The organism is Streptomyces nogalater (assembly GCF_039532885.1).
GTDB classification, from domain to species: domain Bacteria; phylum Actinomycetota; class Actinomycetes; order Streptomycetales; family Streptomycetaceae; genus Streptomyces; species Streptomyces nogalater.
On record NZ_BAAASM010000006.1, the window covers coordinates 110,444 to 132,544 of the forward strand.

Annotated in this window: 17 protein-coding genes and 1 pseudogene; 12 read left to right on the top strand and 6 right to left on the bottom strand. The window is 71.8% G+C overall.

Going from position 1 to position 22,101, the window contains the following annotated elements; genetic code table 11:
• Window positions 1-26: 26 nt before the first annotated feature.
• From ABD350_RS06290 to ABD350_RS06305, 4 genes are all read right to left on the bottom strand, one after another.
• The gene (locus tag ABD350_RS06290) at window positions 27-713 is read right to left on the bottom strand and encodes a hypothetical protein (RefSeq protein WP_344346745.1); all 687 of its coding nucleotides are present in this window, start codon (window positions 711-713) and stop codon (window positions 27-29) included.
• Window positions 710-2,362, bottom strand: coding sequence for a polyprenyl synthetase family protein (locus tag ABD350_RS06295; protein WP_344346746.1), 1,653 nt, complete (start codon window positions 2,360-2,362; stop codon window positions 710-712). Before ABD350_RS06295 ends, ABD350_RS06290 begins: the two co-directional genes overlap by 4 nt.
• Window positions 2,355-3,440 (bottom strand): hypothetical protein, encoded by a 1,086-nt coding sequence (locus ABD350_RS06300; RefSeq protein WP_344346747.1) that lies wholly within the window; start codon window positions 3,438-3,440, stop codon window positions 2,355-2,357. The genes ABD350_RS06295 and ABD350_RS06300 overlap by 8 nt, the downstream gene beginning before the upstream one ends.
• A 193-nt stretch (window positions 3,441-3,633) precedes the next feature.
• Window positions 3,634-5,187 carry an NHL domain-containing protein gene (locus ABD350_RS06305; protein ID WP_344346748.1) on the bottom strand — a complete coding sequence of 518 codons (1,554 nt, stop codon included), beginning with the start codon at window positions 5,185-5,187 and terminating at the stop codon, window positions 3,634-3,636.
• 774 nt (window positions 5,188-5,961) lie between these two features.
• Between ABD350_RS06305 and ABD350_RS06310 the strand changes: the two genes are divergently transcribed.
• Together ABD350_RS06310 and ABD350_RS06315 are read left to right on the top strand one after the other, a co-directional pair.
• Window positions 5,962-6,573 carry a hypothetical protein gene (locus ABD350_RS06310; RefSeq protein WP_344346749.1) on the top strand — a complete coding sequence of 204 codons (612 nt, stop codon included), beginning with the start codon at window positions 5,962-5,964 and terminating at the stop codon, window positions 6,571-6,573.
• A gap of 20 nt (window positions 6,574-6,593) precedes the next feature.
• The gene (locus ABD350_RS06315; RefSeq protein WP_344346750.1) at window positions 6,594-7,460 is read left to right on the top strand and encodes a lamin tail domain-containing protein; all 867 of its coding nucleotides are present in this window, start codon (window positions 6,594-6,596) and stop codon (window positions 7,458-7,460) included.
• 665 nt (window positions 7,461-8,125) lie between these two features.
• Here the strand turns inward: ABD350_RS06315 and ABD350_RS06320 are convergent.
• Window positions 8,126-9,583, bottom strand: a complete 1,458-nt coding sequence (locus tag ABD350_RS06320) for an FG-GAP-like repeat-containing protein (RefSeq protein ID WP_344346751.1) — start codon at window positions 9,581-9,583, stop codon at window positions 8,126-8,128.
• Window positions 9,584-9,859: 276 nt separating this feature from the next.
• On the opposite strand from ABD350_RS06320, the pseudogene ABD350_RS06325 reads away from it, so the two are divergent.
• Together ABD350_RS06325 and ABD350_RS06330 are read left to right on the top strand one after the other, a co-directional pair.
• Window positions 9,860-10,060, top strand: a pseudogene (locus ABD350_RS06325) (DUF190 domain-containing protein); the annotation flags it as partial.
• Window positions 10,061-10,810: 750 nt separating this feature from the next.
• Entirely contained in the window at window positions 10,811-10,963 is a 153-nt protein-coding gene (locus ABD350_RS06330) for a hypothetical protein (protein WP_344346752.1), read from the top strand.
• Window positions 10,964-10,973: 10 nt separating this feature from the next.
• On the opposite strand, the gene ABD350_RS06335 is transcribed toward ABD350_RS06330, so the two are convergent.
• Window positions 10,974-14,075: an AfsR/SARP family transcriptional regulator gene (locus ABD350_RS06335; RefSeq protein WP_344346753.1), complete on the bottom strand. Its 3,102-nt coding sequence runs from the start codon at window positions 14,073-14,075 to the stop codon at window positions 10,974-10,976.
• Window positions 14,076-14,371: 296 nt separating this feature from the next.
• On the opposite strand from ABD350_RS06335, the gene ABD350_RS06340 reads away from it, so the two are divergent.
• From ABD350_RS06340 to ABD350_RS06375, 8 genes are read left to right on the top strand one after another with little or no spacing between them, the layout of a single operon-like run.
• The gene (locus ABD350_RS06340; protein WP_344346754.1) at window positions 14,372-14,560 is read left to right on the top strand and encodes a lysine biosynthesis protein LysW; all 189 of its coding nucleotides are present in this window, start codon (window positions 14,372-14,374) and stop codon (window positions 14,558-14,560) included.
• Window positions 14,557-15,426, top strand: coding sequence for a RimK family alpha-L-glutamate ligase (locus tag ABD350_RS06345; RefSeq protein WP_344346756.1), 870 nt, complete (start codon window positions 14,557-14,559; stop codon window positions 15,424-15,426). Before ABD350_RS06340 ends, ABD350_RS06345 begins: the two co-directional genes overlap by 4 nt.
• Before the next feature lie 14 nt (window positions 15,427-15,440).
• A complete protein-coding gene (locus tag ABD350_RS06350; protein WP_344346757.1) occupies window positions 15,441-16,070 on the top strand; it encodes a degT/DnrJ/EryC1/StrS aminotransferase in 630 nt (209 codons plus the stop codon).
• Window positions 16,067-17,386: a DegT/DnrJ/EryC1/StrS aminotransferase family protein gene (locus tag ABD350_RS06355; protein ID WP_344346758.1), complete on the top strand. Its 1,320-nt coding sequence runs from the start codon at window positions 16,067-16,069 to the stop codon at window positions 17,384-17,386. Before ABD350_RS06350 ends, ABD350_RS06355 begins: the two co-directional genes overlap by 4 nt.
• On the top strand, window positions 17,379-18,446 hold the full coding sequence (argC, locus tag ABD350_RS06360; protein ID WP_344346759.1) for an N-acetyl-gamma-glutamyl-phosphate reductase: 1,068 nt from the start codon (window positions 17,379-17,381) through the stop codon (window positions 18,444-18,446). Before ABD350_RS06355 ends, argC begins: the two co-directional genes overlap by 8 nt.
• On the top strand, window positions 18,443-20,299 hold the full coding sequence (locus ABD350_RS06365; RefSeq protein WP_344346760.1) for a M20/M25/M40 family metallo-hydrolase: 1,857 nt from the start codon (window positions 18,443-18,445) through the stop codon (window positions 20,297-20,299). Before argC ends, ABD350_RS06365 begins: the two co-directional genes overlap by 4 nt.
• Window positions 20,296-21,114: a thiamine pyrophosphate-dependent enzyme gene (locus ABD350_RS06370; RefSeq protein ID WP_344346761.1), complete on the top strand. Its 819-nt coding sequence runs from the start codon at window positions 20,296-20,298 to the stop codon at window positions 21,112-21,114. The genes ABD350_RS06365 and ABD350_RS06370 overlap by 4 nt, the downstream gene beginning before the upstream one ends.
• A complete protein-coding gene (locus tag ABD350_RS06375) occupies window positions 21,111-22,067 on the top strand; it encodes a transketolase family protein (protein WP_344346763.1) in 957 nt (318 codons plus the stop codon). The genes ABD350_RS06370 and ABD350_RS06375 overlap by 4 nt, the downstream gene beginning before the upstream one ends.
• Window positions 22,068-22,101 lie beyond the last annotated feature (34 nt).

Here is a 22,101-nt window from a genome sequence, read left to right on the forward strand (position 1 = left end):
TCGGGGGCGGGTACGGGCGTCATGAGCTAGGCGGATGGCGCGGGGTCGGTCGGTGCGTGGTCGGCCAGGAGCGGGCCGAGGACGGACAGGGCGCCGAGGACGATGTCCTCGTAGAGGTAGAAGCCGGCTTCCAACGGCGGCAGTTCGGTGACCGTGTCGTCCGTGACGGGTTCCGGGTCGGTGGCGTAACCCGCGTCATCGTCGGGGGTGGTGCTCGGTCCGAGCAGGTCGGTGAGGTCCTGCGCGGCACCCAGGAGAGTGCTGCGGGCGGTGGTGGCCAGCAGGCGCAGGGGGAGGTCGAGGGCGGCGGTCGTGCGCTGGCCGGGAACCAGCTTCGTCACCCCCGGCGCCTCCTGCGTGGCCGCGGCGATCAACTGCACGGGAAGCGTGCAGGCGGCGACGATCCGCTCGGTGGGCATCACGGGCGGGGGGTCACCGTCGACCATCAGGTCCTCCCACTCCATCAGGTCGAAGAGGAACTGGCCGCCCTTGTAGAGGGGCCAGGGCCGGACGGTGTCGAGCAGGAGGCGGGCGCGTTCGGGGGTGTCGCGACGCAGGGCCACGCCATGCCTGGCCAGGGTGCACAGGCACTGGCGCAGGCTGCCGTTGACGTGACCGAGGAAGGCGAGGGCCCGGTGGTCGGTGGGGGTCAGTGGGCCGGTGTCGGTGGGGTCGGCCGGCGGGGGCGGGGGCGGGGGCGGGGTGGTGGTCACAGTGGCCTTGAGGTGACGTAGTGGGCGATCTGCCGCAGGACGGCTTTGCCCTCGTTCTCGGGGATGAACCGGAGGTCTTCCTCGAAGCGGGCGATGCCTTCGGCGGCGAGCCTGTCGGCGAGGTCGGTGGCGTACTCGATGGAGCCGTGCCGGCGCATGGCGGCGAGGAGTTCCTCGGCGTGCTGCTGGGTCTTGTCGGTACGGCGCTGCCGCAGGATGTCCAAGAGGCGGGGGCGCTCGTGGGCGTACGCGGTGCGGAAGAGGTGGATCAGCATCACCGTGCGCTTGCCTTCGAGCAGGTCGCCCAGGGGCTCCTTGCCGTAGAGGGCCTCCTCGCCGACCAGGTTCAGGATGTCGTCCTGGATCTGGAAGGCGATGCCGATCATGCGGAACGCCTCGTCGAACCGGCTCAGCACGGCGGGGTCGGTGACGCCGGCGCAGACGGCGCCGATGCGGCACGGGCTGATGCAGGTGTACCAGCCCGTCTTCTTGGTGCTCATCGTGAAGTAGGCGTCGTCGGTTCCGGGGACGACCTCGTGGCGGATCCAGCCCAGCTCCATGGCCTGCCCCTCGATGGACTCCCGGCACATGTGCACCGCCTCGTGGATGAGGCCGAGAGTGCGGACGAGGCCGAGGGTTTCGAGGTTGGACAGGACGGCGTCGACGGCGAGCAGGTTCATCCCGTCGCCGACGTTGACGGCCAGGCCGAGGCCGTGTTCCTCGTGCATGGTGGGCAGGCCACGCCGGTGGGTGGACTCGTCGGCGATGTCGTCGTGGACCAGGAAGCCGTTGTGGAACAGCTCCAGTGCGGCGGCGGCGCGTACGGCGTCGTCGGGGCGCCCGCCGAAAGCGGCACAGGCGGCGATGGTCAGGGTGGGCCGCAGGCCCTTGCCCTGGCGGGCGGGGTAGGAGCGCATGAGGTCGTACAGCTCGGCACGCGGCTCGCGGTCCGGCAGCAGCCGTTCGATCTCCTCGTTGGTACGGGCCCGGCACCGGAGCATGGTCTCCATCAGGTCCGCGTCCTGGACGGCGTCCTCCAACGACCAGTCGGTGCTGGTGCGGCCGTCCCACAGCAGGCGCGGCGCGGTGACGGTGGTGTCGCCGATCAGCGCGGGCGGTGCGGGCACGTCCTCGGGGGAACGTCGGGCGAGGAAGTCCAGGGCCGTCCAGTCGACCGGGTCGGCGGCCGGTTCCCGGGTGGCAGGCGTCGCGCTGCCCCACAGCTGGGGGGCCTGTTCGCGGTAGGCCCCCCACAGTTCCTGCATGCTGCGCAGGCCCGCCGCGCGCTGGGACAGCAGGGTGAAGGCCCGCCAGACGGCGAGGGTGTCGTCGCGGGAGCCGCGGACGTCGAGGCTGTCGGGCAGGACCTGGTCGACGGGCGGGCGCTGGAGGTCGAACAGCAGGTTCATGGCCCGGTTGTCGAAGGCGACCTCGACGTCCGGATCGGGGCAGCGGTCCCGGTCCACCACGATGCGGCTGTGCCGCGCGGTGAGCGTGGCGTGGCTGCCGTCGTTGAAGTGCAGGCCCAGCCGGATGCCGCGCAGGTGGTCGGCGGCGGCGGCGAGGATCGCCGGCGCCCGGTCGGACAGGGCGGCGACGGTCTCGTCCAGCAGCCGGGCCCCGGTGAACGCGGGGGCGGTCTCAGTCATGGGCACCCCCGGCGAACTCCACGATGCCCCCGGTACGGAAGCCGATACGGCGTCCGCCGACCCGGCCCTCCACGGTGCACGGGCCGAGGGTCTCGTGCACGCTGAACGGGTGCAGGCTGGTCTCGGACGGGTTGCAGATCCGGCCCGCCGTGTGCGAGCGAAAGTCGAGAACGAGACGGTCGTCGCCGAGCCGGGCGGTGATCAGCAGGCGGCCGGGCACCGCGGCCATCGGCGGGGTGCCCAGCAGGCCCGCCAGCGGCGGCACCATCGCCACCCGGTCACGGTCCAGGCTGCCGCTCACCGCGACCCGCAGGTTGCGCCGCGGGAAGTGCCGGATCATGCGTCCGTCACGCCACAGCATCACCGAGCCGTTGGCCGCGTCCGCGGGGTACGCGGGCTGGATCAGGGTGAAGACGACCGCCGCGGGCGGGGCCTGGTCGACCGGGCCCGAGGGGTCGTTGACGAATCCGAACACCCAGCCGCCGAGCGTGGGCCAGGACCACCGGCCGCGTACCCGCTCGTGGTAGCCGAGCAGGTCCGTCTCCGTGGCCGTACCGTCGCCGTGCCGCAGGGTTCCGGTGCCCAGGACGCCGGGCTCCGACTGCCAGCGCAGATGCTCGTCGTCGCCGAACGGCGCGCACTGCGAGGTGCACGGCCTGCTGGTCCGGGTCAGTCGTACGTCCACTTCCGGGGCCGCCGAGCGGGCCGCCACCCGGAACGCGCCGGGCTCTCCGTGCGGGAGCGGCAACCGGAAGGCCGACCAGGGCAGTTCGGGCTGCTCGGCGTTGAACTGTGTCGCGCTCCAGCCGTGCCCCTCCCCGTAGAGGAGCAGGATCGCCATGTGCTGTCCCTCGGCCGCCGTGCCGGTGCCGCTGCGACGCCCGGTGGCGGGGGCGCCCGGATCGGCGGACACCGAGCCGGTGGAGGAGCCCAGGACGGAGAGGTTCGCGATGAGCGCCTGCTGCCCGCACCGCGACAGGAACGCGTAGTGCAGCCACTTGCGGTCGAGCGGGTGGGCGAGCGGGGCACGCGGAAAGGGGCCCTGCGGACCGAACCTCGGGAGGGCGGGCGTGAACACGTTTCGAACGCTAACCCAAGGTCACCAACCACCTGCAACTCGTCACCATCATGCGGGTGACCCGGGAGCACAGAAACGATTACCCCAGCATTCAGAGTTTGAGAACGCAAAGAGCCGCCCGTGGCGGGTGGTCCGCCACGGGCGGCTTCGGATCTTGTGCGTGCCCTCGTCGGTCGCCAGTCGTCGGTCGTCGTCAGTCCTCGTCGTCTCCGAGAACGCTCGCCTTCAGGCGCACTTCCGGCTGGCCCGCGATCACCGCCCGCCCGTCGGTGTACCGGCCCGGCTCGGCGTCGTCCAGGGCGCGGATGCCGAGCGTGTACACCAGGGCCGCCGCCGGATGTCCGGGGGTGTTCAGGCGGGGCTCGTCCGTGACGACCAACGACCGGCCGCCGTCCCCGGCCGTCCCCGTCACGCCCCCGCCAGGGATGACCGTGCGATCCGCCCGGTAGTACGCGCAGGTCACCCGGCCGTCGAAGACGAACCCCGTCGGAGCCGTGAAGCGGTGCTCCACCCGTCCCGGGATCCAGGGGTCGGTGGAGGAGACCCGTACGTGGATCAACTCGCTCTGCCCGCGCCGGATCTCCAGGCCGACCTCCTGTCGGACCAGCAGCCGGGCTGGCTGCGCGGGCGTGGGGCCGCCGTCACCGGCCGGCACGCTGTCGGCTCCCCGGGCCGGTTCCGGTTTCCGCTCTGGTTCCGGCTCGGGTTTCCGCTCGCGTTCCCTCTCTGGTTCCGGCTCGGGTTCCCGTTCGGGCTCGGGTTCCCGCTGCGGCTCCGGTTCCCCGCCCGACGTCGGCTTTTCGTCCCGCACCGGCTCCGTGTCCTCGGAGGGTGCGGTGATCAGGGGCACGGCCGCGATCCGGTGGTGGAAGTTGTCCGCCACGAGCAGGCGCCCGGCCGGATCCACGGCGAGACCGCACGGGTAACCCAGAGCGGTGTGTACGACGGCGTCGGCCGGGGCGCCGGACGCGGTGGTGTCGCAGGTGGCCGGGTCCGGCTGTCCCGCGACGACACCAGCCGCTCCGTCAGCCAACCGCCACACGCGGTGTCCGGTCTGGTCGGCGACGTAGAGCACGCCCTCGCCGTCGACCGCCACCGCGCAGGGCGCACCCCAGTCGACCGCCGTGCCGCCGGGGTTCCCGTCCGGCGGTCCCGCCAGTACCCGGAGGGCCCCCGCCGGGTCGAGCAGCAGTACCCTCCGGCCCTCCGGGTCGGCGATGTACAACCGGCCGGCCCCGTCGACCGCCAGGCCGGCGGGCAGAAACGCCTCGCCCGCGTCGGCCGCACCGGCACCCCCGGACCACCTCGATGCCGCGACGACCGTGCTGATGACGCCGTCCGCGTCGACCCTGCGCACTCGGGGAGTGCCCGCCTCCCCGACGTACAGCCGGCCGGACGCGTCGACGGCCACCGCACACGGGGCGTTCAGCCGGGCGCGGTCGGCCGGGCCGCCGTCGCCGTCGTCCTCGCCCAGACCGCGCGAGCCGTCTCCGGCGACGGTGCCGATGACACCCGAGGGGTCGATCCGGCGGATCCGGTGGTTCATCTCGTCGGCGACGAGCAGGGCCCCGTCCGGGGCGACCGCGAGCGCGGATGGGAAGCCGAGGTGAGCGCGGACCGCGTCGACGCCGTCGTCGGTGAACCCCCGCAATCCGTCCCCGGCGATCGTCGTCAGGGTGCCGGTGCCGTCGATCCGGCGGATCCGGTGGTTCGCGTGGTCGGCGACGAAGACCGCGCCGCCCCCCACGGCCACATCCGCGGGAAAGGCCAACTGTCCGTCCGGCGCGGGCCCGCCGTCCCCGGAATACCCGGCCGTGCCGTTGCCCGCCACGGTGCCCGGCAGGCCACCTCCGTCCGGCGCATCCGGCGGACACTGCCGCGCCGCCGTCCCGGCCGTCACGCCGCCACCGCCCAGTACGAGCACGGCCTGGCCCCGATGACGCCCGCCACCTCCCACGTGCACGGCCTCATCTCCCGCATCTCCCTCTCCTTCCGCCCCGTCGTCGGCATTTCCCCTGCATACCGGGCGGAAGGGCATCGAGGGAGCAGCCACCGCGTCCGCCACCCGCACGAGGGAGGAGCCGGAAGAAGCAAACGGCGACGTGATCCGTACGGGAAGGAGGCGGCACATGCCGACGACTTGAGCGGGACACGGATTGACGGGCTGCACCCCGCTCCTGTGCGCCGTTTCATGCCTCGACTGCACTCGAACAAGTGATGCGGAATCGATTCGGCATTCCAAACGGGGGAACGACGGCATACCCCCGGCTGGCGCGGGCTAACGATGGACCCGGACGAAAGTCCGGTGCGTGCCGCGATGCCCACGTGAACGCCCCGCTCGAAGCCACGGGCGGCGGACTGCGTTCCGTCTTCCGGAGCGCAGCCCTCATGACGACCGCGTTCGGTGAACCGCGCGCGTAAGGTGCCCTGCCCTGGCCGCCTCCTGCGGACCGGGCGACCCGCACCCGGACGCCTCTCTTTCCGTCGCACGCTTCGACCACAGCACCAGGAGGACTCGGAGATGAGCACCGACGTGCAGACCAAGAAGGAAGCCTACAAACGGGGGGAGGAACAGGGGCGTGCCGACGCCCTCGCCGGAAAGCCGTACGCCGACCCGCCGCGCGACGGCTCGCGCGGGGAGCAGGACCAGTACGCGAACGGCTACGACTGGGGTTACCAGCAAGGCCGTGCCCAGAAACTCGACCTCGTGGTGTGGCAGGAGGGCGGAGTCGAGGACGCTCCCGGCGGACTTGGCACCACCATCAACGTCTGCGTCCGCACCCCGAACTGGAGCGAGACGGTCGACGCCGGCGAACGCGAGCACGTGTTCACCGCCCCCACCGGGTTCCGCTGGAACGGCACGGTGGGCGCCCAGTACAAGCGCATGGACCAGACCACGGGCGGCAGCCTGCCCCCCGTCCAGGCCACGGTCAGCGACGACGGACGCACGCTCACCTTCACCTACCACGTGCACCTGAACACCAGCGACCAGGACAAGGACTGCATCGTCTACACCTGCGGGCTCGAAGCCGTGGACGGAGCCCGGCCCGGCCGCCACACCGACGGTGTCGCCCAGATCGGCACCGCGCCCCCGGCCAAGCTCAAGGCCGAGGTCATCGAGGACGAGGACTGAGAGAGCGGGATCCAGACACCATGACCACCGTCGTCACCTCCGGCGTATTCTCGTCCACCAACCCCGCCATCTCACCGGTCAACGGCGTGGGCACCGACTACATCCAATGGGGCAGCGCCGGCAGCCAGAGCGGGTACCAGTTCCGCGGCGATGCCGCGGACGTCCAGCTCGGCGGCACCGAGTTCGTCATCGGTACCTTCATCCACCGCAACAAGCCCACGACCGTCAGCCCGGACCAGTTCGACGTCCAGCTGACCATCAACGTCATGTTCGAGGACGGCAGCACGACCGACCTCAACTTCAGCTTCCACCACAACGAGACACCGAACAGCACCGGCACCAGCCCCGCGGACGACGACCTGGTCGACCTGCAGACCTTCATCCATCCACAGCCCGTCACGGTCGACGGCAAGCAGTACCGGGCGGTACTGAGCGGGTTCAAGCGCAACGGCCAGATCGTCCGGCAGTTCCGCAGCCCCGAGGGCGGCATCAACTTCGCCGAGGTGGTCTGCATGTTCGCGCTCGACGAGCCCGACGTGATCATTTCCGGCCTTCGTTACCAGGGCACGAGCGCGGGCCAGGCCGACGAATACGTCGAGATCTTCAACCAGGGCGGTGCACCCCAGGACCTGACCGGCTGGCAGGTCGAGGCCAAGCCCACCGGCTACTCGTTCCCCTTCCCCCCGGGGACGGTCATCCAGCCCGGCCAGCGCTACCGCGTCTACACCAACGAGAACCACCCGGAGTACGGCGGCTTCTCCTTCAGCTCCTCCAACGAGGTCTGGCGTGACCAGGGCGGCATCGCCCGCCTGGTCGCCGACGACGGCTTCGTCGTCGACCAGTCCCCCTACCTGGACAAGGGGTTCAACAAGACCGGCACGCCGTAAGCCGGTCCGTCGGCCCTTCGATGACAGGTGAGGGAAGGTGCCTCACCTGTCATCGCCGATGTCGGCACAGAGGCGAATGGGCACCCTGCCGGCTCCGGGCACAGGGCAGGGGCCGACGCGCATCGGTACGCAGCGGATCACTCGCATGGGCACACTGTCGGCGTGTGCACACGCGATGACACTGCCCGTCCACCAGCGGGGCCAGGGACCCTGGGCGTGGAAGGCGCCTCTCCTGACGGCGTCGACCTGCCCATCACGGCGTCCGTGCCCATAGCGTGCCCTTGAGGACGGACAACACCGGTCAACAGCGGCGCGAACCCGCTCTACCGGAACCTTCCCTCAGCCGCATAAGCGCAGGTCAACAGCCATGCCATCGTCCAAGCGCCGTCGCTTCCCAAGCTGAGAGCGCGAGTTCGATTCTCGTCACCCGCTCCATGACAAACCCCCAGGTCAGAGACCCGGGGGTTGTTTGTTGTCTGGGCCAGTGTGCGGGCCGCGCACCTGGGCAGGCGCCGGGCCCCGGTGGTCCGGCAGTTCCTCAATAACGACGTCTGCCGTCATGTCGTCCAGGCCACGCGACGACGAGTACCAGGGACGGGGCAATCGCTGCCTCCTTGCTGATCGCCGCACTTATCCCTGGCAGCCGACGCCGTCGCTCCGCGTACTCAGGAGCCCGACATGGTGCGCCCGAACATGGGGTCGTTCCCCGATTTCCCGATGCCTACGGACGACGCGCCGAAGCTCACCGCGCCGGTGGTCGTGATGCCCTTGGTGGAGCCGCGCAGGATCCATACGGCGCCGTCGTCGCTGTTCTCGCCGGCCGCGCCCACCGACAGATCGGCGCGGCCATCCCTGTTGTGGTCGGCGAGGTGGACGGCGTCGCCGAACAGGTCGGACGACTCGTTGGCGCCCGGGACACCCGAGCTGTCCTGGTTGAAGGACTGGGCGCCGGTCCCCGTCAGGCCGGAGGGGCCTCCGCGCAGCACCCAGACGTTGCCCGCGTGGTTCGCGGAGCCGAGGGTCTCGAAGTTCGCGCCGACGGCGAGGTCGGGGTAGCCGTCGCCGTTGACGTCGCCTGCGGCGAGGGACCCGCCGAACGAGTCGTCGGACTCGTCCGCTCCCGGCACACCTGCGGTGTCCTGGCTGAAGAAGGCGCTGTGGGTGGTGTCGACGCCCGCCGTACCGCCGTAGAACACGGTGACGTAGCCGCCCTTGGCCGTCTGATCGAAGAGGTCGAGGAAATCGGTGCCGACGACCAGGTCGTCGTGCCCGTCACGGTTGAAGTCGGCCGCGGTGAGCGCGCCCGCGTACCCGGGGCCTGCCTCCGTCTGGAAGGTGGGCCCGGTCGAGGTGCCCCGGTAGACGAAGTTGCCCGCGGAGGAACCGACCACCAGGTCGTCCACCCTGTCGTTGTCGAAGTCGCCGGCGGCCAGCTGGACGGCGCCCCTGGGGTACGCGCCAGGCTCGATCCTCGTGTCGAGGCGCAGCTTCCCGGCCGCGCCGCCGGACTTGGTGAAGCCGCCCTTGAAGATCCACACGTCCTTGCCGGTGGAACCGACCGCCAGATCGGCCTTCCCGTCACCGGTGAAGTCGCCGACCGCCAGGGACTGGCCGAACCGGTCGTGACCGGACGCGTTCGGGTCGCTGATCGTCGTGCCGCCCGACAGGCCGGACGAACTGCCCCACAGGATGGTGACCGAACCGCCGTCGGCATCGCCGCCGACGTCCTCAAGTGGGGTGCCCACGACGAGATCGCCGTAGCCGTCCCTGTTGAGGTCACCATGCGCGAGTTCGGTGCCGAAGCGGTCGGAGGTCTCCGAGGCACCCGGCACGCCGGCGGAATCCTGCGAGGTGGTCTTGTGGCGCGCGGCACTGATACCGCTGGACGAGCCGTAGTTGACGACCACGGCACCCGCCTTCGCCTTCCCGCCCGCGACGGCACCCGGGGCACCGATCGCCAGATCACGGTAGCCGTCACCGTTGAAGTCGTCGGCGAGGCCCGACGCGGCGGCACTCGCGCCGCCGGCCAGGGCGATGAGCAGGCCACCGGCCAAGGCGACCGCGACGGCGGTGGCGCCCAGGGCGACGGGACGCCGGGAGCGTTTGTGGTGGGACCGGGGCATGAATTCCTCTCCAGGGCATACGTCCGAGCCAAGAAAGGACCTTTAGTGAGCCCGAAGGGTTGCACGGCAAAGGAGAGATTCTGGACATCTGGCGGCCGTACGGCATCCCGTGTCCGGCGTGTTCAGGCGGCGAGCAGGTGCAGTGCCGGGCAAGCTCTCGCTCGGAGTCGGGCAGCCGGTCCGCTACCGCTTGGGCGCGTGCCCTGCCCATGGTGTTCGGTCGGGCACCGGCCCGCAGGCGCGGACTGCCGCGGCACATGGATGCCCTGGTCCGTCCAGGGCTTCGGGACGTCCGCCCTGGTCCACATAGCGCGACTGCTGTCGCTGAGCGAGGACCTGCCGATGGCGATCGTCATCGTGGACACCGAGGAACGGGTGCCGGACTTCCTGCCGCGGCTGGACGAGCTGGTCGGGGAGGGACTGGTGATCCACGACGACTGCGAGGCCACCCGGTGCGGGGGCAGGGAGCGGGAATGACGAACTGCCTGCTCGTGATGGCTGGTGCCGTGGTCGGCGCCGCTATGCGGTATCTGAGACCGTGCCGTGCTGAAGCGGCACGACTCGGTGTTCCCGTGAGGCACCTTACCGGCACTCCGTGAGGGCGACCCGTCGGCCTATCCGATGACAGGTAGGGGAAGTGCACCTCACCTGTCAGACGGAACCGACGTGTGCACTCGCGATGACGCTACTCAATCGACCTGCGCGTCGGAGTTCCCGAGCATGGAGGACGCCCCTCTCCCCGCCGTCGACCCACCCGTCACAGCGCCGTGCCCACAGCGTGCACTTGAGGACGGACAACACCGGTCAACAGCGGTGCGAACGCGCGCTCCCGCGACCTCCCCTCAGCCCTGTATGCGCAGGTCAGCAGCCATGTAACCACCCAAGCGCCCTCGCTTCCCAAGCTGAGAGCGCGAGTGTGGCACTTGGCGAGCGTCGCGAAGGGCGCACCGGCGCACTCGTGGAACCGGCGCCGAGACAGACCCACGCGCTTGGTGACCTTGCCCGTCCTGGCGGACAGTCCAGGGGCTCGGGGCCGGGGGCGCCGGCCAGGTCGGCGTACCGCTCTCCGGCACGGACACGGCCTTGCTGTTGATGTCAGGTCGGAGCGTCTGCGCGGAGGGGGTCGGGCCCGGCAGTGCTGTGAAGGTATCGGTTTGGAACCGTAACGGTCTGTGCTTGATTGAAGATCGGTTGTGTTCGACGGAACTTCCGTACCTAGGGGGAAACATGCGGGGTAAGCTCGCCGGCCTGATCGGCATCGTCACGTTGGCCGTGGTCTTCGGCACCGCGGTGGCGGTGCACGACTCCGAGGCCGCCACGGCCGGGAAGAGCGTGCGCATTCTGGCCACCAATGAGGGGCCGGGTACCAGCCCCCAGTGACGAGGGCGGGCTACCGGCCCGTGTCCCGCGCCTGTGTGCCGCAGCAGAAGGAACCAAGCGTGCAGCGCACAGGCGCACGGTCGGAGGAGCCCAGGAGGGCTCGGGGGATGTTCATGGCGGCGAAGAGTTCCTCGGCGCTGCGCAGGTGCTCCCATGCGGCTTCATGGTTTCCCAGGGACTGCTCGGCTTTCGCCATGCCGTGCAGTCCCTGTGCCATACCCATGCGGTATCCGATGCCCAGCGCCCTGTGATGGGCACGTCGGTGCAGGCCGAGGGCCTTGTCGTGGTTCCCGCCGCGCTGGTGGACCAGCCCCGCGATGTTCTCGACCTCGCACTGCCATGTCACCGTACCGAGCGGGCCGACGAGCGCGAGTGCCTGGTCGACGTACGCCATCACTTCCTCGCCCGGTCCGTTCCGCTGGTGCAGGACGGCGCGGAGCACGAGCGACATGGCCCGGTTCCTGGGCATCGCGTCGTCCTCGCCAAGGGCCAGGGCCCGGTCGAGGTGTCTCTGCGCCGACGCGTCGTCGCCCCCGTCCAGGTGGGCGATGACCAGGTCGTTGAGGGCGGCCACCTCGTGTTCCTGCTCGCCGACCTTCTGGCAGAGCATGACGGCCCGTTCGGCGGCGGCGATCGCCTCGGCGCTCCGGCCCTGCCACAGGTGCAGGGTGCTCAGGTTGCACAGCGCGATGGATTCCCGCCTGAGGTTGCCGAACTCGCGGTGCAGTCCGATGCCCCGCAGCAGGAGGTCGTATCCCTCGGACAGGCTGCCGAGCACGATGTGTGCCCAGCCGAGCAGGTCCAGGAAGGCCGCCTCGCTGATGGTGTCCCCGTGCGACCGGGCCACCCGCAGCCCTTCCTCCGCGGCCTCCGTCGCCGACCGGAACTCCCCGAGTATCTGGTGCGCCGAGGCCAGGTTGGCCAGGCTCAGGCACAGGGCCTGGGTGTCCGCCGCCCGGCGGGCCGCGGTCACCGCGACCTCCGCCAGCTCCCGGAAGTCCCGGATGGCTCCCTGGGCGTGCAGATGGAGCACCGTGTTCCTGGCCAGGTAGCTGGCCAGGCGGTGGAAGTCGTGTTTCTGTCCCAGCCGGACGGTGGCCTGCAGGCCCCTGCTCTCCCGGTCGTACCACCGGCGGGCGGTCTGCGCGTCGCGGAAGGCGGGCAGGCCCGGCGCCTTGCCGGTCGGCGCGGACGCGTACTGGCGCAGTCCCGGAAACAGGACCCGGCACGCCTCGTTGGTCGCCCGCAGGTAGTAGTTCATCAACCGGCCGACCGCGGTGTCCTTCTCGTGCCGCACGGAGTCGTCCCAGAGCCTGAGGGCGAAGCTGCGGACGAGGTCGTGGAAGGAGTACCGCCCTGCCTCGTGCTGCTGCAGCAGCTGGGAGTCGAGCAGGTCCTCCAGCGTCTGCTCCGCGTCCTTCGGCGTCATGTCCATGAGGGCCGCGGCCGCGTGCGGGTCGAAGTTCGGCCCGGGGTGCACCCCGAGGAGCCGGAACGCCCGGCGGTGCTCCTCACCCAGGGACTCGTAGGAGAGCTGGATGGTGGTGGCGACGCTGCGTTCGGTGGAGCGCAGCTCCGTGAGCAGGGCGTCCTCCTCGCGCAGCCGGTCGACGAAGTACTGCAGCGACCAGCGGGGGCGGTTGTGGAGCCTGGCGGTGGCGATGCGCAGGGCGAGCGGCAGGTGCCCGCAGAGCGTGGCCAGTGACTTCGCGGCCTCGGGGTCGGCGGCCACGCGTTCCTCGCCGAGCGTCCGGGTGAGCAGGGTCGCGCTGTCCTGCGGTGCCAGGGTCCCGAGCGATATCCAGTGCGCCCCGTCGAGGTCGAGCAGTCGGCAGCGGCTGACCACCAGGACCAGGCACTGGGAAGCGGCGGGCAGGAGCGGGCGTATCTGACAGGCGTCGGCCGCGTTGTCGAGGACCAGGAGCAGCCGCCGCGAGGCCGTGGCGGCCTGCCACATCGCGAGCCGGCTCCCGGCGTCGTCGGGGATGGCGTTGTCGGGTGTCCCGAGGGCGCGCAGCAGGATGCGCGTCGCCTCCTCGGGGGCGAGGGGCCGTTCCCCCGGGGTGAAGCCGCGCAGGTCGAGGTAGAGCTGGCCGTCCGGGTACGAGGCGGCCAGGCGGTGGGCCGCACGCACGATGAGGGTGGTCTTGCCGACACCGCCCATGCCGTCGACGGCGACGATCCGCACTCCTTCGCCCGCCTGCCCCCGGTCGAGCAGGTGCCTGAGTTCCAGGTGTCGCCCGGTGAAGTCCGGCAGGTCGTACGGCAGGGTGCACGGGGCGCTGTCGACGGCAAGCGGCCCGTCGGACGGCCGGGGGGAGGGGGCCGGGTGCGCTGGTGCGGGCGGGTCCAGTTCGGGGCTGGCCCGGAGTATCTTCTCGAACAGGCCGGCCAGTTCGGGGCAGGGGCTGATCCCGAGCTCCTCCGCCAGCAGGTCCCGCACGGCGGCGTACTCGTGGAGCGCCTCCGCCTGCCGGCCGGCGCGGTACAGGGCGAGCATCAGCTGGGCGCGCAGCCCCTCGCGCAGCGGGTAGGCGTCGGCGAACTCGCGTATCTCGCCGACGAGGTTGCTGTCCTCGCCCAGTTGGAGCCTGAGCGCGAACAGCTCCTCCACCGCGGCCAGGCGCCGTTCCTCCAGGACGGTGGACGCCGCGTCGAGAACCGGCCCGCCCGTCCCGTTCAGCACCGGGCCGCGCCACAGCGCCAGGGCCTTGCGCAGTTCCCCGGCCGCCGCGTCGAGTTCCCCCTCGGCGCGGTCGGACGCGGCCTTCTGCGCGTGCTGCGAGAAGAGGTGCAGGTCGATCCTGAGCGGCTCCACGGCCCCGCGGTACCCGGCGTCCTCGGTCACGATCAGCGCCGGACCGCCGGGCAGGCGCCGCCGGAGGTCGGCGATGGCTTTGCGGACCTGCTGCTTGGCGGTGTCGGGGGCGGTTTCGCCCCAGGCCGTCTCGATGAGGCGCTCGATGGGCACGGTCCGACCGGGCTCCAGCAGCAGGGATGTCAGGATGCGCTCCTGAAGCGGGCCGCCGAGTCTGATCCGGTGCCCGTCGGCCAGGCATTCGAGGGATCCGAGAACGTTGAACCGCAGCCCGCGGTCCTCGCTACCCGTCACTGTGCGCCTGCCCCCAATGCGTGCCCCCCGGCGGTTCCTGGAAAGTACCAGGTCAAACACTTACGGTGGCCAGCTTAGGTGACCACCGCAGCATGCGGTACCAGAGCGGTAGGTGAGTGGTATCACCGCCCGGCAGGCTCCTTACCGCCACCGAAAGTGGCGCTCTTCCTGCCTCCCGAGGCATCCACAGGCGCCGGAGGGACGGCGGATCCGGAATGCGCGCGGACGAGATCCGTGCGCGAGCAACGGCGCCGGCACATGGTGCGACGCCATTTCCACGTGAAGGAGTCATCAGCATGACACTTGCGACCGCTGTCGCCGGCTGTCTCGTGTGCGACACCGAGTTCGAGGTGCGCGACGACTGGGAGAAGGGCGAGATCACCGAGTGCGCGGCCTGCGGCCAGGAGCACGAGGTCGTCGAGAAGTCCCCGACCGGTGTACGCCTCGACCTCGCCCCCGAGGTGGAAGAGGACTGGGGCGAGTGACAGCCTCCGACCAGGTCCTGCTCTCGGTCACGATGCTGCGCCCGGAGGAGAAGCTGCTCCTGTCGGCGTTGCGTGACCAGGGTCTGACGGCGCGACCGCTGCTCATGGAGGATCTGGCCGAGATCGTGGCGGGCCACACCGGCCCGCCCGCTCTCGCCCTGATCAGGAACGTCTCCCACCGGGACGCGATCAACGTCTCCCGTCGCCTGGAACACGCCGGTGTCACCACCCTCAACCGCGCGGCGACGATCGAGACCTGCAACGACAAGGGACTGCAGGCGCTGCTCTTCGCGCGGCACGGCATCCCGCACCCCACGACCCGGCACGCCTTCAGCTTCGACCAGGTCCGCAAGACCGTCGCCGACCTGGGCATGCCCGCCGTGGTCAAGCCGGTCAGCGGCTCCTGGGGGCGGGGGGTCGGCAAGATGACCCACGCCGACTGCGTGGAGGCGTGGGCCGCGGGCCGGGAGTCCGTCGACGCCACGGGCAAGCAGTTCCCCGTCGTCGTACAGGAGTACATCGACAAGCCCGGCCACGATCTGCGGGTGGTGGTCGTCGGGCGGGCCCCGGTGGTGGCCATCCAGCGGGTGTCGGACGACTGGCGCACCAACACCCACCTGGGCGCCGAGGTCCGGCGCGTCGAGGTCACCGCGGTGATGGAGAAGCTCTGCGACCAGGTCGTCGACGCCCTCGGCCCCGGCTTCTACGGGGTGGACCTGGTCGAGGACCGGTCCACGGGCGAACTGCTCGTGCTCGAAGTGAACGCCAACCCGGAATTCGCCCGTTCCTCCGCCCGGCACGGAGTGAACGTGGCCGGCCACCTCGCCGCCTACGTCGCCGAGACCCTCACGGCCTCAGCCGTGTGACACGGAGAAGATCCATGGAACTGTTCGACACCGCAACGGTGCTCGCCCGCGTCCTCACCACGGGCGTGGTCATGAGCATCGAGAAGAGCGACCGGGAACTGCCCGGCCTCGAACGACTGCTGACCAAGCAGACCGGACGTACCCGGGCCGTCCTCGTCAACAGCCGTACCGCCGCGATCCACGCGGCGCTCGCCGGCCAGGGCATCGGGCACGGTGACACCGTCGCCGTCCGCGAGCCGGACGCGGCCACCGGCCGTTTCCTCGACTGGCTCGGCGTCGGCGTCGCGGACCGGGGGCCGGCCGCGTACGACTACGTGTCGCTGGACTCCGCCAACGCCGACCGGGTGGCCGAGCTGACCCGGACCGCCACCGCCCCCGCCCTCGTCGTGGACCTCACCGGTCTCGGCTTCGGGCCGGCCGCCGCCGTCCTCACCGACGACGACCGGGTCTGGGCCCGGGCCGAGCGACTGAAGATCTTCGGCGCGTACGACCTGCGGACGATGTGGACGCAGGAGGAGGCCGACGCCTCCCTGGTGCCCGGGGTCCAGTTCAACTACCGGCTCAGCCCCCTCGTGGCCGCCTGCGTGCGGATGGCCCTGACCCAGGCGGCACGTCCCGCCACTCCCACCGGAGCGCGCTCGTGATCACTGATTTCCCGGCAACCCCGCTGCCCCTGCCCGACCCCGCCGAGGTCGACTCCGAACTCGCCGCCCTCGGCGGCGGGGCCATGATCCCCAAGGCGTCGCGTCGCACCCTCTTCCCGGTCATCACCAAGGAAGACGTCTTCAACCTGATGCTGGCCCAGCGGCAGGCGCCCGAGAAGGTCGTCGCCGACTTCGCCGAGGCCTACCGCTCCTACGTCGGCGCGGCGCACGCGCTGCCCACCGCCAGCGGCACCTCCAGCCTGCACATGGCGCTGGTGGGCGCCGGTGTGCGGCCCGGTGACGAGGTCATCGTGCCGGCGTTCACCTTCATCGCGACCGCGCAGGCCGTCGTCGCCGCGCACGCGATCCCCGTCTTCGTGGACATCGACCCGGCCACCTACTGCATGGACCCCCAGGCCGCGGCCGCCGCGATCACCGACCGCACCCGCGCGCTGATGCCGGTCCACGTGCACGGCCTGCCCGCCGACGTGTCCGCTCTGCGGGCCCTCGCCGACCGGCACGGCATCGCCCTGGTCGAGGACGCCTCGCACGCCCACTCCGCGAAGATCGGCGAGCAGGTGGCCGGTTCCTTCGGGGACGCCGCCGGCCAGAGCCTGATGGCCGACAAGAACTTCCCGCTCGGCGGCGAGGGCGGCATCGCGTTCTTCGCCACCGAGGAGAGCTACGACCGGGCCCGCTCCTACCTGGAGCGGCACGGCATCGACTACGGCATGTCGTGGGTCGCGGCGGCCTTCGGCGCCAGCCAGCTCAAGCGGCTGCCGTACTACGACGAGATCCGCGCCCGCAACGCCGCGCTGCTCGCCGACGCCCTGCGCGGGACCGGCCTGTTCACCCCGCCGCACGTGCCCGACGGGCACGTCCACGCGTACAACATGTACCGCGTCACCCTGCACCCCGAGGCCGTGGGCCTGGACGACATCCCGGTGTTCGCGGTCAAGGAGGCCGTGCACGAGCTGCTGGTCGCCGAGGGCGTCCCGGCCCGCGAATGGCAGAACACCCCGATCCCGTGCCACCTGCCCTTCCAGCACCGGGACGGCTTCGGCAACGGTTACCCGTTCACCCTCAATCCCGGTGCCGTGCGCGACCACCGGCCCGAGGACTTCCCGGTCACCCTCGGCATGCTCGACAGCACCCTCGTCCTCTGCCGCGAGCTGCGCTCGCCGGTGGAGTACGAGCGGATCCTGCGCTACGCCGACGCCTTCCGGAAGGTCGCCCGCCGTCCGGACGCCATCCGCAAGCTGGTCGAGACCCGCGACTACCGCCGTCCCTACGACAAGGCGGCCCGCCTTGGCTGACGCAGCGCACGAGAAGATACGCGTCGCCGTCCTCGGAGCCAGCGGCTACACCGGCGGTGAGGTGATCCGGCTGCTCCTGGAGCACCCCCGGGTGGAACTCGCGTTCCTCTCGGCGGAGCGCGCCGCGGGCACCGCGGTGGGCAGCAGCCACCCCTGGCTGCGCAACCACCCCAAGGCGGCCGGTCTGACGTTCCGGCCGCTGGCCGAACTCGCGGACACGGACACCGTCGATGTCGCCTTCGGCTGCCTGCCCACCGGTGCCCTGCCCGAGCATCTGCCGCTGGTCGCCGACCGGGCCAAGCGCGTGCTGAACCTGGGTGGTGACTTCCGGCTGCGCGACGCCAAGCAGATCAGCAAGCACTACCCGGGGACCGCGGCCCATCCGCCGCTGGAGGACTTCGCGTACTACGTACCGGAGTTGAGCGACGGCGTACCCGACAGCCGGTTCGTCAGCCTGCCCGGGTGCATGGCCGTCACCACGATCTACGCCCTGTACCCGCTGTTCGCCGGCGCCGAGCCGCTGGTTACCGACCGGGTGGTGGTCGACGCCAAGACCGGGTCCACCGGCGGCGGCCGCGGCGGCGGTGAGCAGCCGGCCGAGCGCAGCGGCAACTTCCGGGTGCACAAACTGCACGGCCACCGGCACGCGCCGGAGGTGCGGCAGGCCCTCGCCGACTTCACGGGCGCCGCCGTCGACCTGCGGTTCTCCACGCACAGCCTGGACGTGGCGCGCGGCATCATGGTGACCGCCTACTCCGAGCTGCGCCCCGGGGTCAGCGCCCTCGACGTCAAGCGCGCCTACGCCAAGGCGTACGTCGGCAAGCCGTTCGTACGGGTGCGCCCGGCGCCCAAGGCGCCGCAGGACTTCCCGATGCTCAAGGCCGTCACCGGCTCCAACGTCGCCGAGGTGGCGGTTGCCGTCCGCGACGGTCAGTGCGTCACGGTGGCCGCCCTGGACAATCTGATCAAGGGCGCGGCGGGCCAGGCCATCCAGGCCATGAACCTCATCCACGGCTTCGACGAGACGGCCGGGCTGCCGATCACGGCGGTGTCGCCATGACCCGACCGCTGTATGTCATCAAGGTCGGCAGCGCCACGCTCGACCGCGAGACCATCCACAAGGAGATCGCCGACGTCGTCGCCCGCGGCGCCCGCGTGCTTCTGGTGGCCGGCGGGGCCACGGGCATCGAACGCCACTACACGGCCATCGACCGCCCGGTCCCCACGCTCCGGCTGGCCAACGGCGACGTGGTGCGCTACTGCCCGCCCGAGGAGATGGACCACCTGGTCGACGCCTACGAGCGGGTGACCCTGCCCGCCGTGGCGCACGGCCTGCGGGCCCTGGGCCTGAAGGCGTTCACGGCCGTCGCCGCCCGCAACGGTCTGGTCGTCGGCCGGGCCAACCGTCCGCTGAAGGCGCTGTCGGCCGAGGGCCGCCCGGTCGTGGTCCGTGACCACCGGGCGGGCGTACCGGCCGAGGCCGACACCGGGGCGCTGAACGCCCTGCTCGACGCGTACGACGTGGTCTGCCTGTCCCCGCCGGTCGCCGACCGGGACGGCGGCGCGCCGCTGAACGTGGACGCCGACGTGCTGGCCGCGGTGCTCGCGGTCGCCCTGGACGCCGACCACCTGCGGCTGGTCACCGGCACCGCCGGACTGCTGACCGACCCGGCCGACCCGGACTCCACGCTGCCCGACGCCTACCCGGGCGACGGCGCGCGGTACGCCGGCGGACGCATGCGCCAGAAGGTGCGCGCGGCCGAGATCGCCCTGGAGGGCGGCAGCGCCGACGTGGCCATCACCGGCCCGCACACCATGAGCGAGACCTCGGGCTGGACCCGGTTCTGGCGCACCCGGGGGCCCGCCGACGACCTCGACCTGCTCACCCGCGCGGTCTCCGTGCCGTCGGTCTCCGGCGACGAGGCGGAACTGGCCTCCTGTCTCGTCGCATGGTGCCGGGACCGGGGCATCGAGGCCCGGATCGACGCGGCGGGCAACCTCGTCGCGTCCCGGGGCACCGGCTCCCGCCGGCTGCTGCTCCTGGGCCACCTCGACACGGTCCCGCACCGCTGGCCCGCCGAGTGGCGCGACGGTGAGCTGTGGGGGCGCGGCAGTGTCGACGCCAAGGGCAGTCTCGCCGCCTTCCTGGAAGTGCTGGCGGACGCGGACGTACCCGAGGACGGCCGGCTGGTCGTGGTCGGCGCGGTCGAGGAGGAGATCTCCTCCTCGAAGGGGGCGTTCCACGTACGGGACCACTACCCGGCCGACGCGGTCGTCATCGGCGAACCCAGCGGCTCGCAGAAGCTGACCCTCGGCTACTTCGGGCTGTTCAAACTGGCGGTGACCGCCTCCGTGCCCACCGGCCACTCGGCCGGCCAGGACGCCGTGTCGGCCCCGGACCGCCTGATCCGTGTCCTCGGTGAGATCCGCGCGTCGGTGCTCGCCCAGGCGCCCGAGGCGCTCAGCGCGGTCATCGACATCCGGTGCGAACGCGGACGCGAGCGCGACCGGGCGCACGGCATCCTCAACTTCCGGGTGCCGCCGGGGGCCGATCTCGACGCGCTGCGCACCGCCGCGCTCGTCCACGCCGGTGACGGCGTCGGCATCGAGGTGCTGCGTGCCACCCCGGGCCACCAGGACGGCCGTTCGGGCCCGCTGGCCAAGGCGTTCACCCGGGCCTTCGCCGCGGCCGGCATCAAGCCCCGCTTCGTGGTGAAGAAGGGCACGTCGGACATGAACACCCTGGCGACCACCTGGCACGACGTGCCGATGGTGGCGTACGGGCCGGGCGACTCCGCCCTCGACCACACCGACGAGGAGCGCATCGGCGGCGAGGAGTACCGGGCCGCCCGCGCGCTGCTCGCCGCCGCGGTGGACCGCTGGTTCGCCCTTCCGGAAGGAAGCCGCCGATGACCGCCGTACTCGACACGCCCACGGCCGCCGGGACGGCCGTGTCCGCCCTGGCGGAGCGGTCCCTGCACGCCCGGCGGCTGATCGTCGACATGGCGGCGTCCGAGCGCGGCTGCCACCTCGGCGGCAGCCTGTCGGTGCTCGACATCCTGGTCGCCGCCCTGCACCGGGCCTCCGCCGGGGACGGCACGGAGGTCGTGCTGAGCAAGGGGCACGCCGCCGCGGGCCTGTACGCCGCGCTGTACGTCAGCGGCATGCTGCCGGAGAACCCGGCGCCGCTGTACGGCCGGGCGGGCCAGCCCTACACCGGCCACCCGGGCCCCAAGGTGCCCGGTGTGCGGTTCCCCACCGGGAGCCTCGGGCACGGCGTGCCGTACGCGGCGGGCTGGGCCCTGGCCCGCCGGATCGGCGGACACAGCGGCCTGGGCATCGCCGTCGCGGGCGACGGCGAGCTGCAGGAAGGGCTGGTCTGGGAGACCTGCCAGGTGGCGGCGGCGCGGGAGCTGGGCAACTTCGTCCTCGTCGTGGACCGCAACGGCGGGCAGAACGACGGACTCGTCGCCGACATCTCGCCGCTGCCCGGCCTCACCGAGCGGTTCGCCGCCTTCGGGTTCGAGGTCGTGGAGACGGACGGGCACGACCTGGCGGCGCTGTCCGAGCTGTTCGCCGGGGACCGGTCGGCCGCACGCCGCCCCCTCGCCGTCGTCGCCCACACCGTCAAGGGCAAGGGCGTGCCGGCCGTGGAGGGCAAGGCCGGTTCCCACTACGTGACCATCGACGCCACCCGCGCCGCGAAGTGGAAGCGAGCGATCCGATGACTCTCTCCGGTCGTGACGCCTACCGCGACGAGCTGACCACGCTCGCCGCCGAGGACCCCTCCCTGGTCTGCCTGGAGGCGGACCTGGGCGGCAAGAACCACCCCTTCCAGACCGCGCACCCGGACCGGTTCTTCAACGTGGGGATCGCCGAGGCAGCCATGATCGACATGGCGGCGGGGCTGGCCGCCGGCGGTTACAAGCCCTTCGTCAGCACCTTCGCCCCCTTCGCGGCGCTGCGGGCCGCGGAGAGCCTGAAGCTGACGCTGGGCTACCTGAACGCCGGGGTCACCGTCGTGGCACCGTACGCCGGCGTGTCCGGTGCCTGGTTCGGCACCACGCACCACTGCCTGGAGGACCTCGCGGTGCTCCGCAGCGTGCCCGGCGTGACCATCGCGGCCCCCTACGGCGAGGCCGAGATGCGCGCCGTGATCCGGTCCGCGGTCCGCAGCGGCAGGCCGCACTACATCCGCACGGGCCGCAACGCCGCGTACGAGTCGCTGCCCGTGTCCGGTACCGGACTGCCGCCGGTCACCTGGGAGTCCGAGGGCGACCCCGGCGACGTCTGTCTGGTGTCGGTGGGCGAGGAGGGCACCCGGCTGTCGCTGGCCGCCCGTGCCGCCACCGGGGTCTCCCACGCGCACCTGGTGTACGCGGACCACGAGCACCTGGCCGAGTCGGCCGCGGAGCTGGCGCGCCGGCACTCCCGGTTCGTCGTCGTCGAGGAACACCGCAGCCAGGGCGGAGTGGCCGAAGCGCTGGCGCTGCTGCTGCCCGGGTGCGAGGTCACCTCGGTGGCGGCCGGCCTGGGATGGCCCTCGACCGGCGGCGACCACCAGGAGGTCATGGCGGCGCTCGGCCTCGATCTGCCCGCCGTGCTCGCGGCCGTGGCGAGGGCACGCCACGGCCGGCCGTCGGCGGCCGCCGACGGGTCCGTCCGCGCCTGCGTCCGCTGAATCCGCCGTCCCGGACCGCCTCCCCCCTCCCACC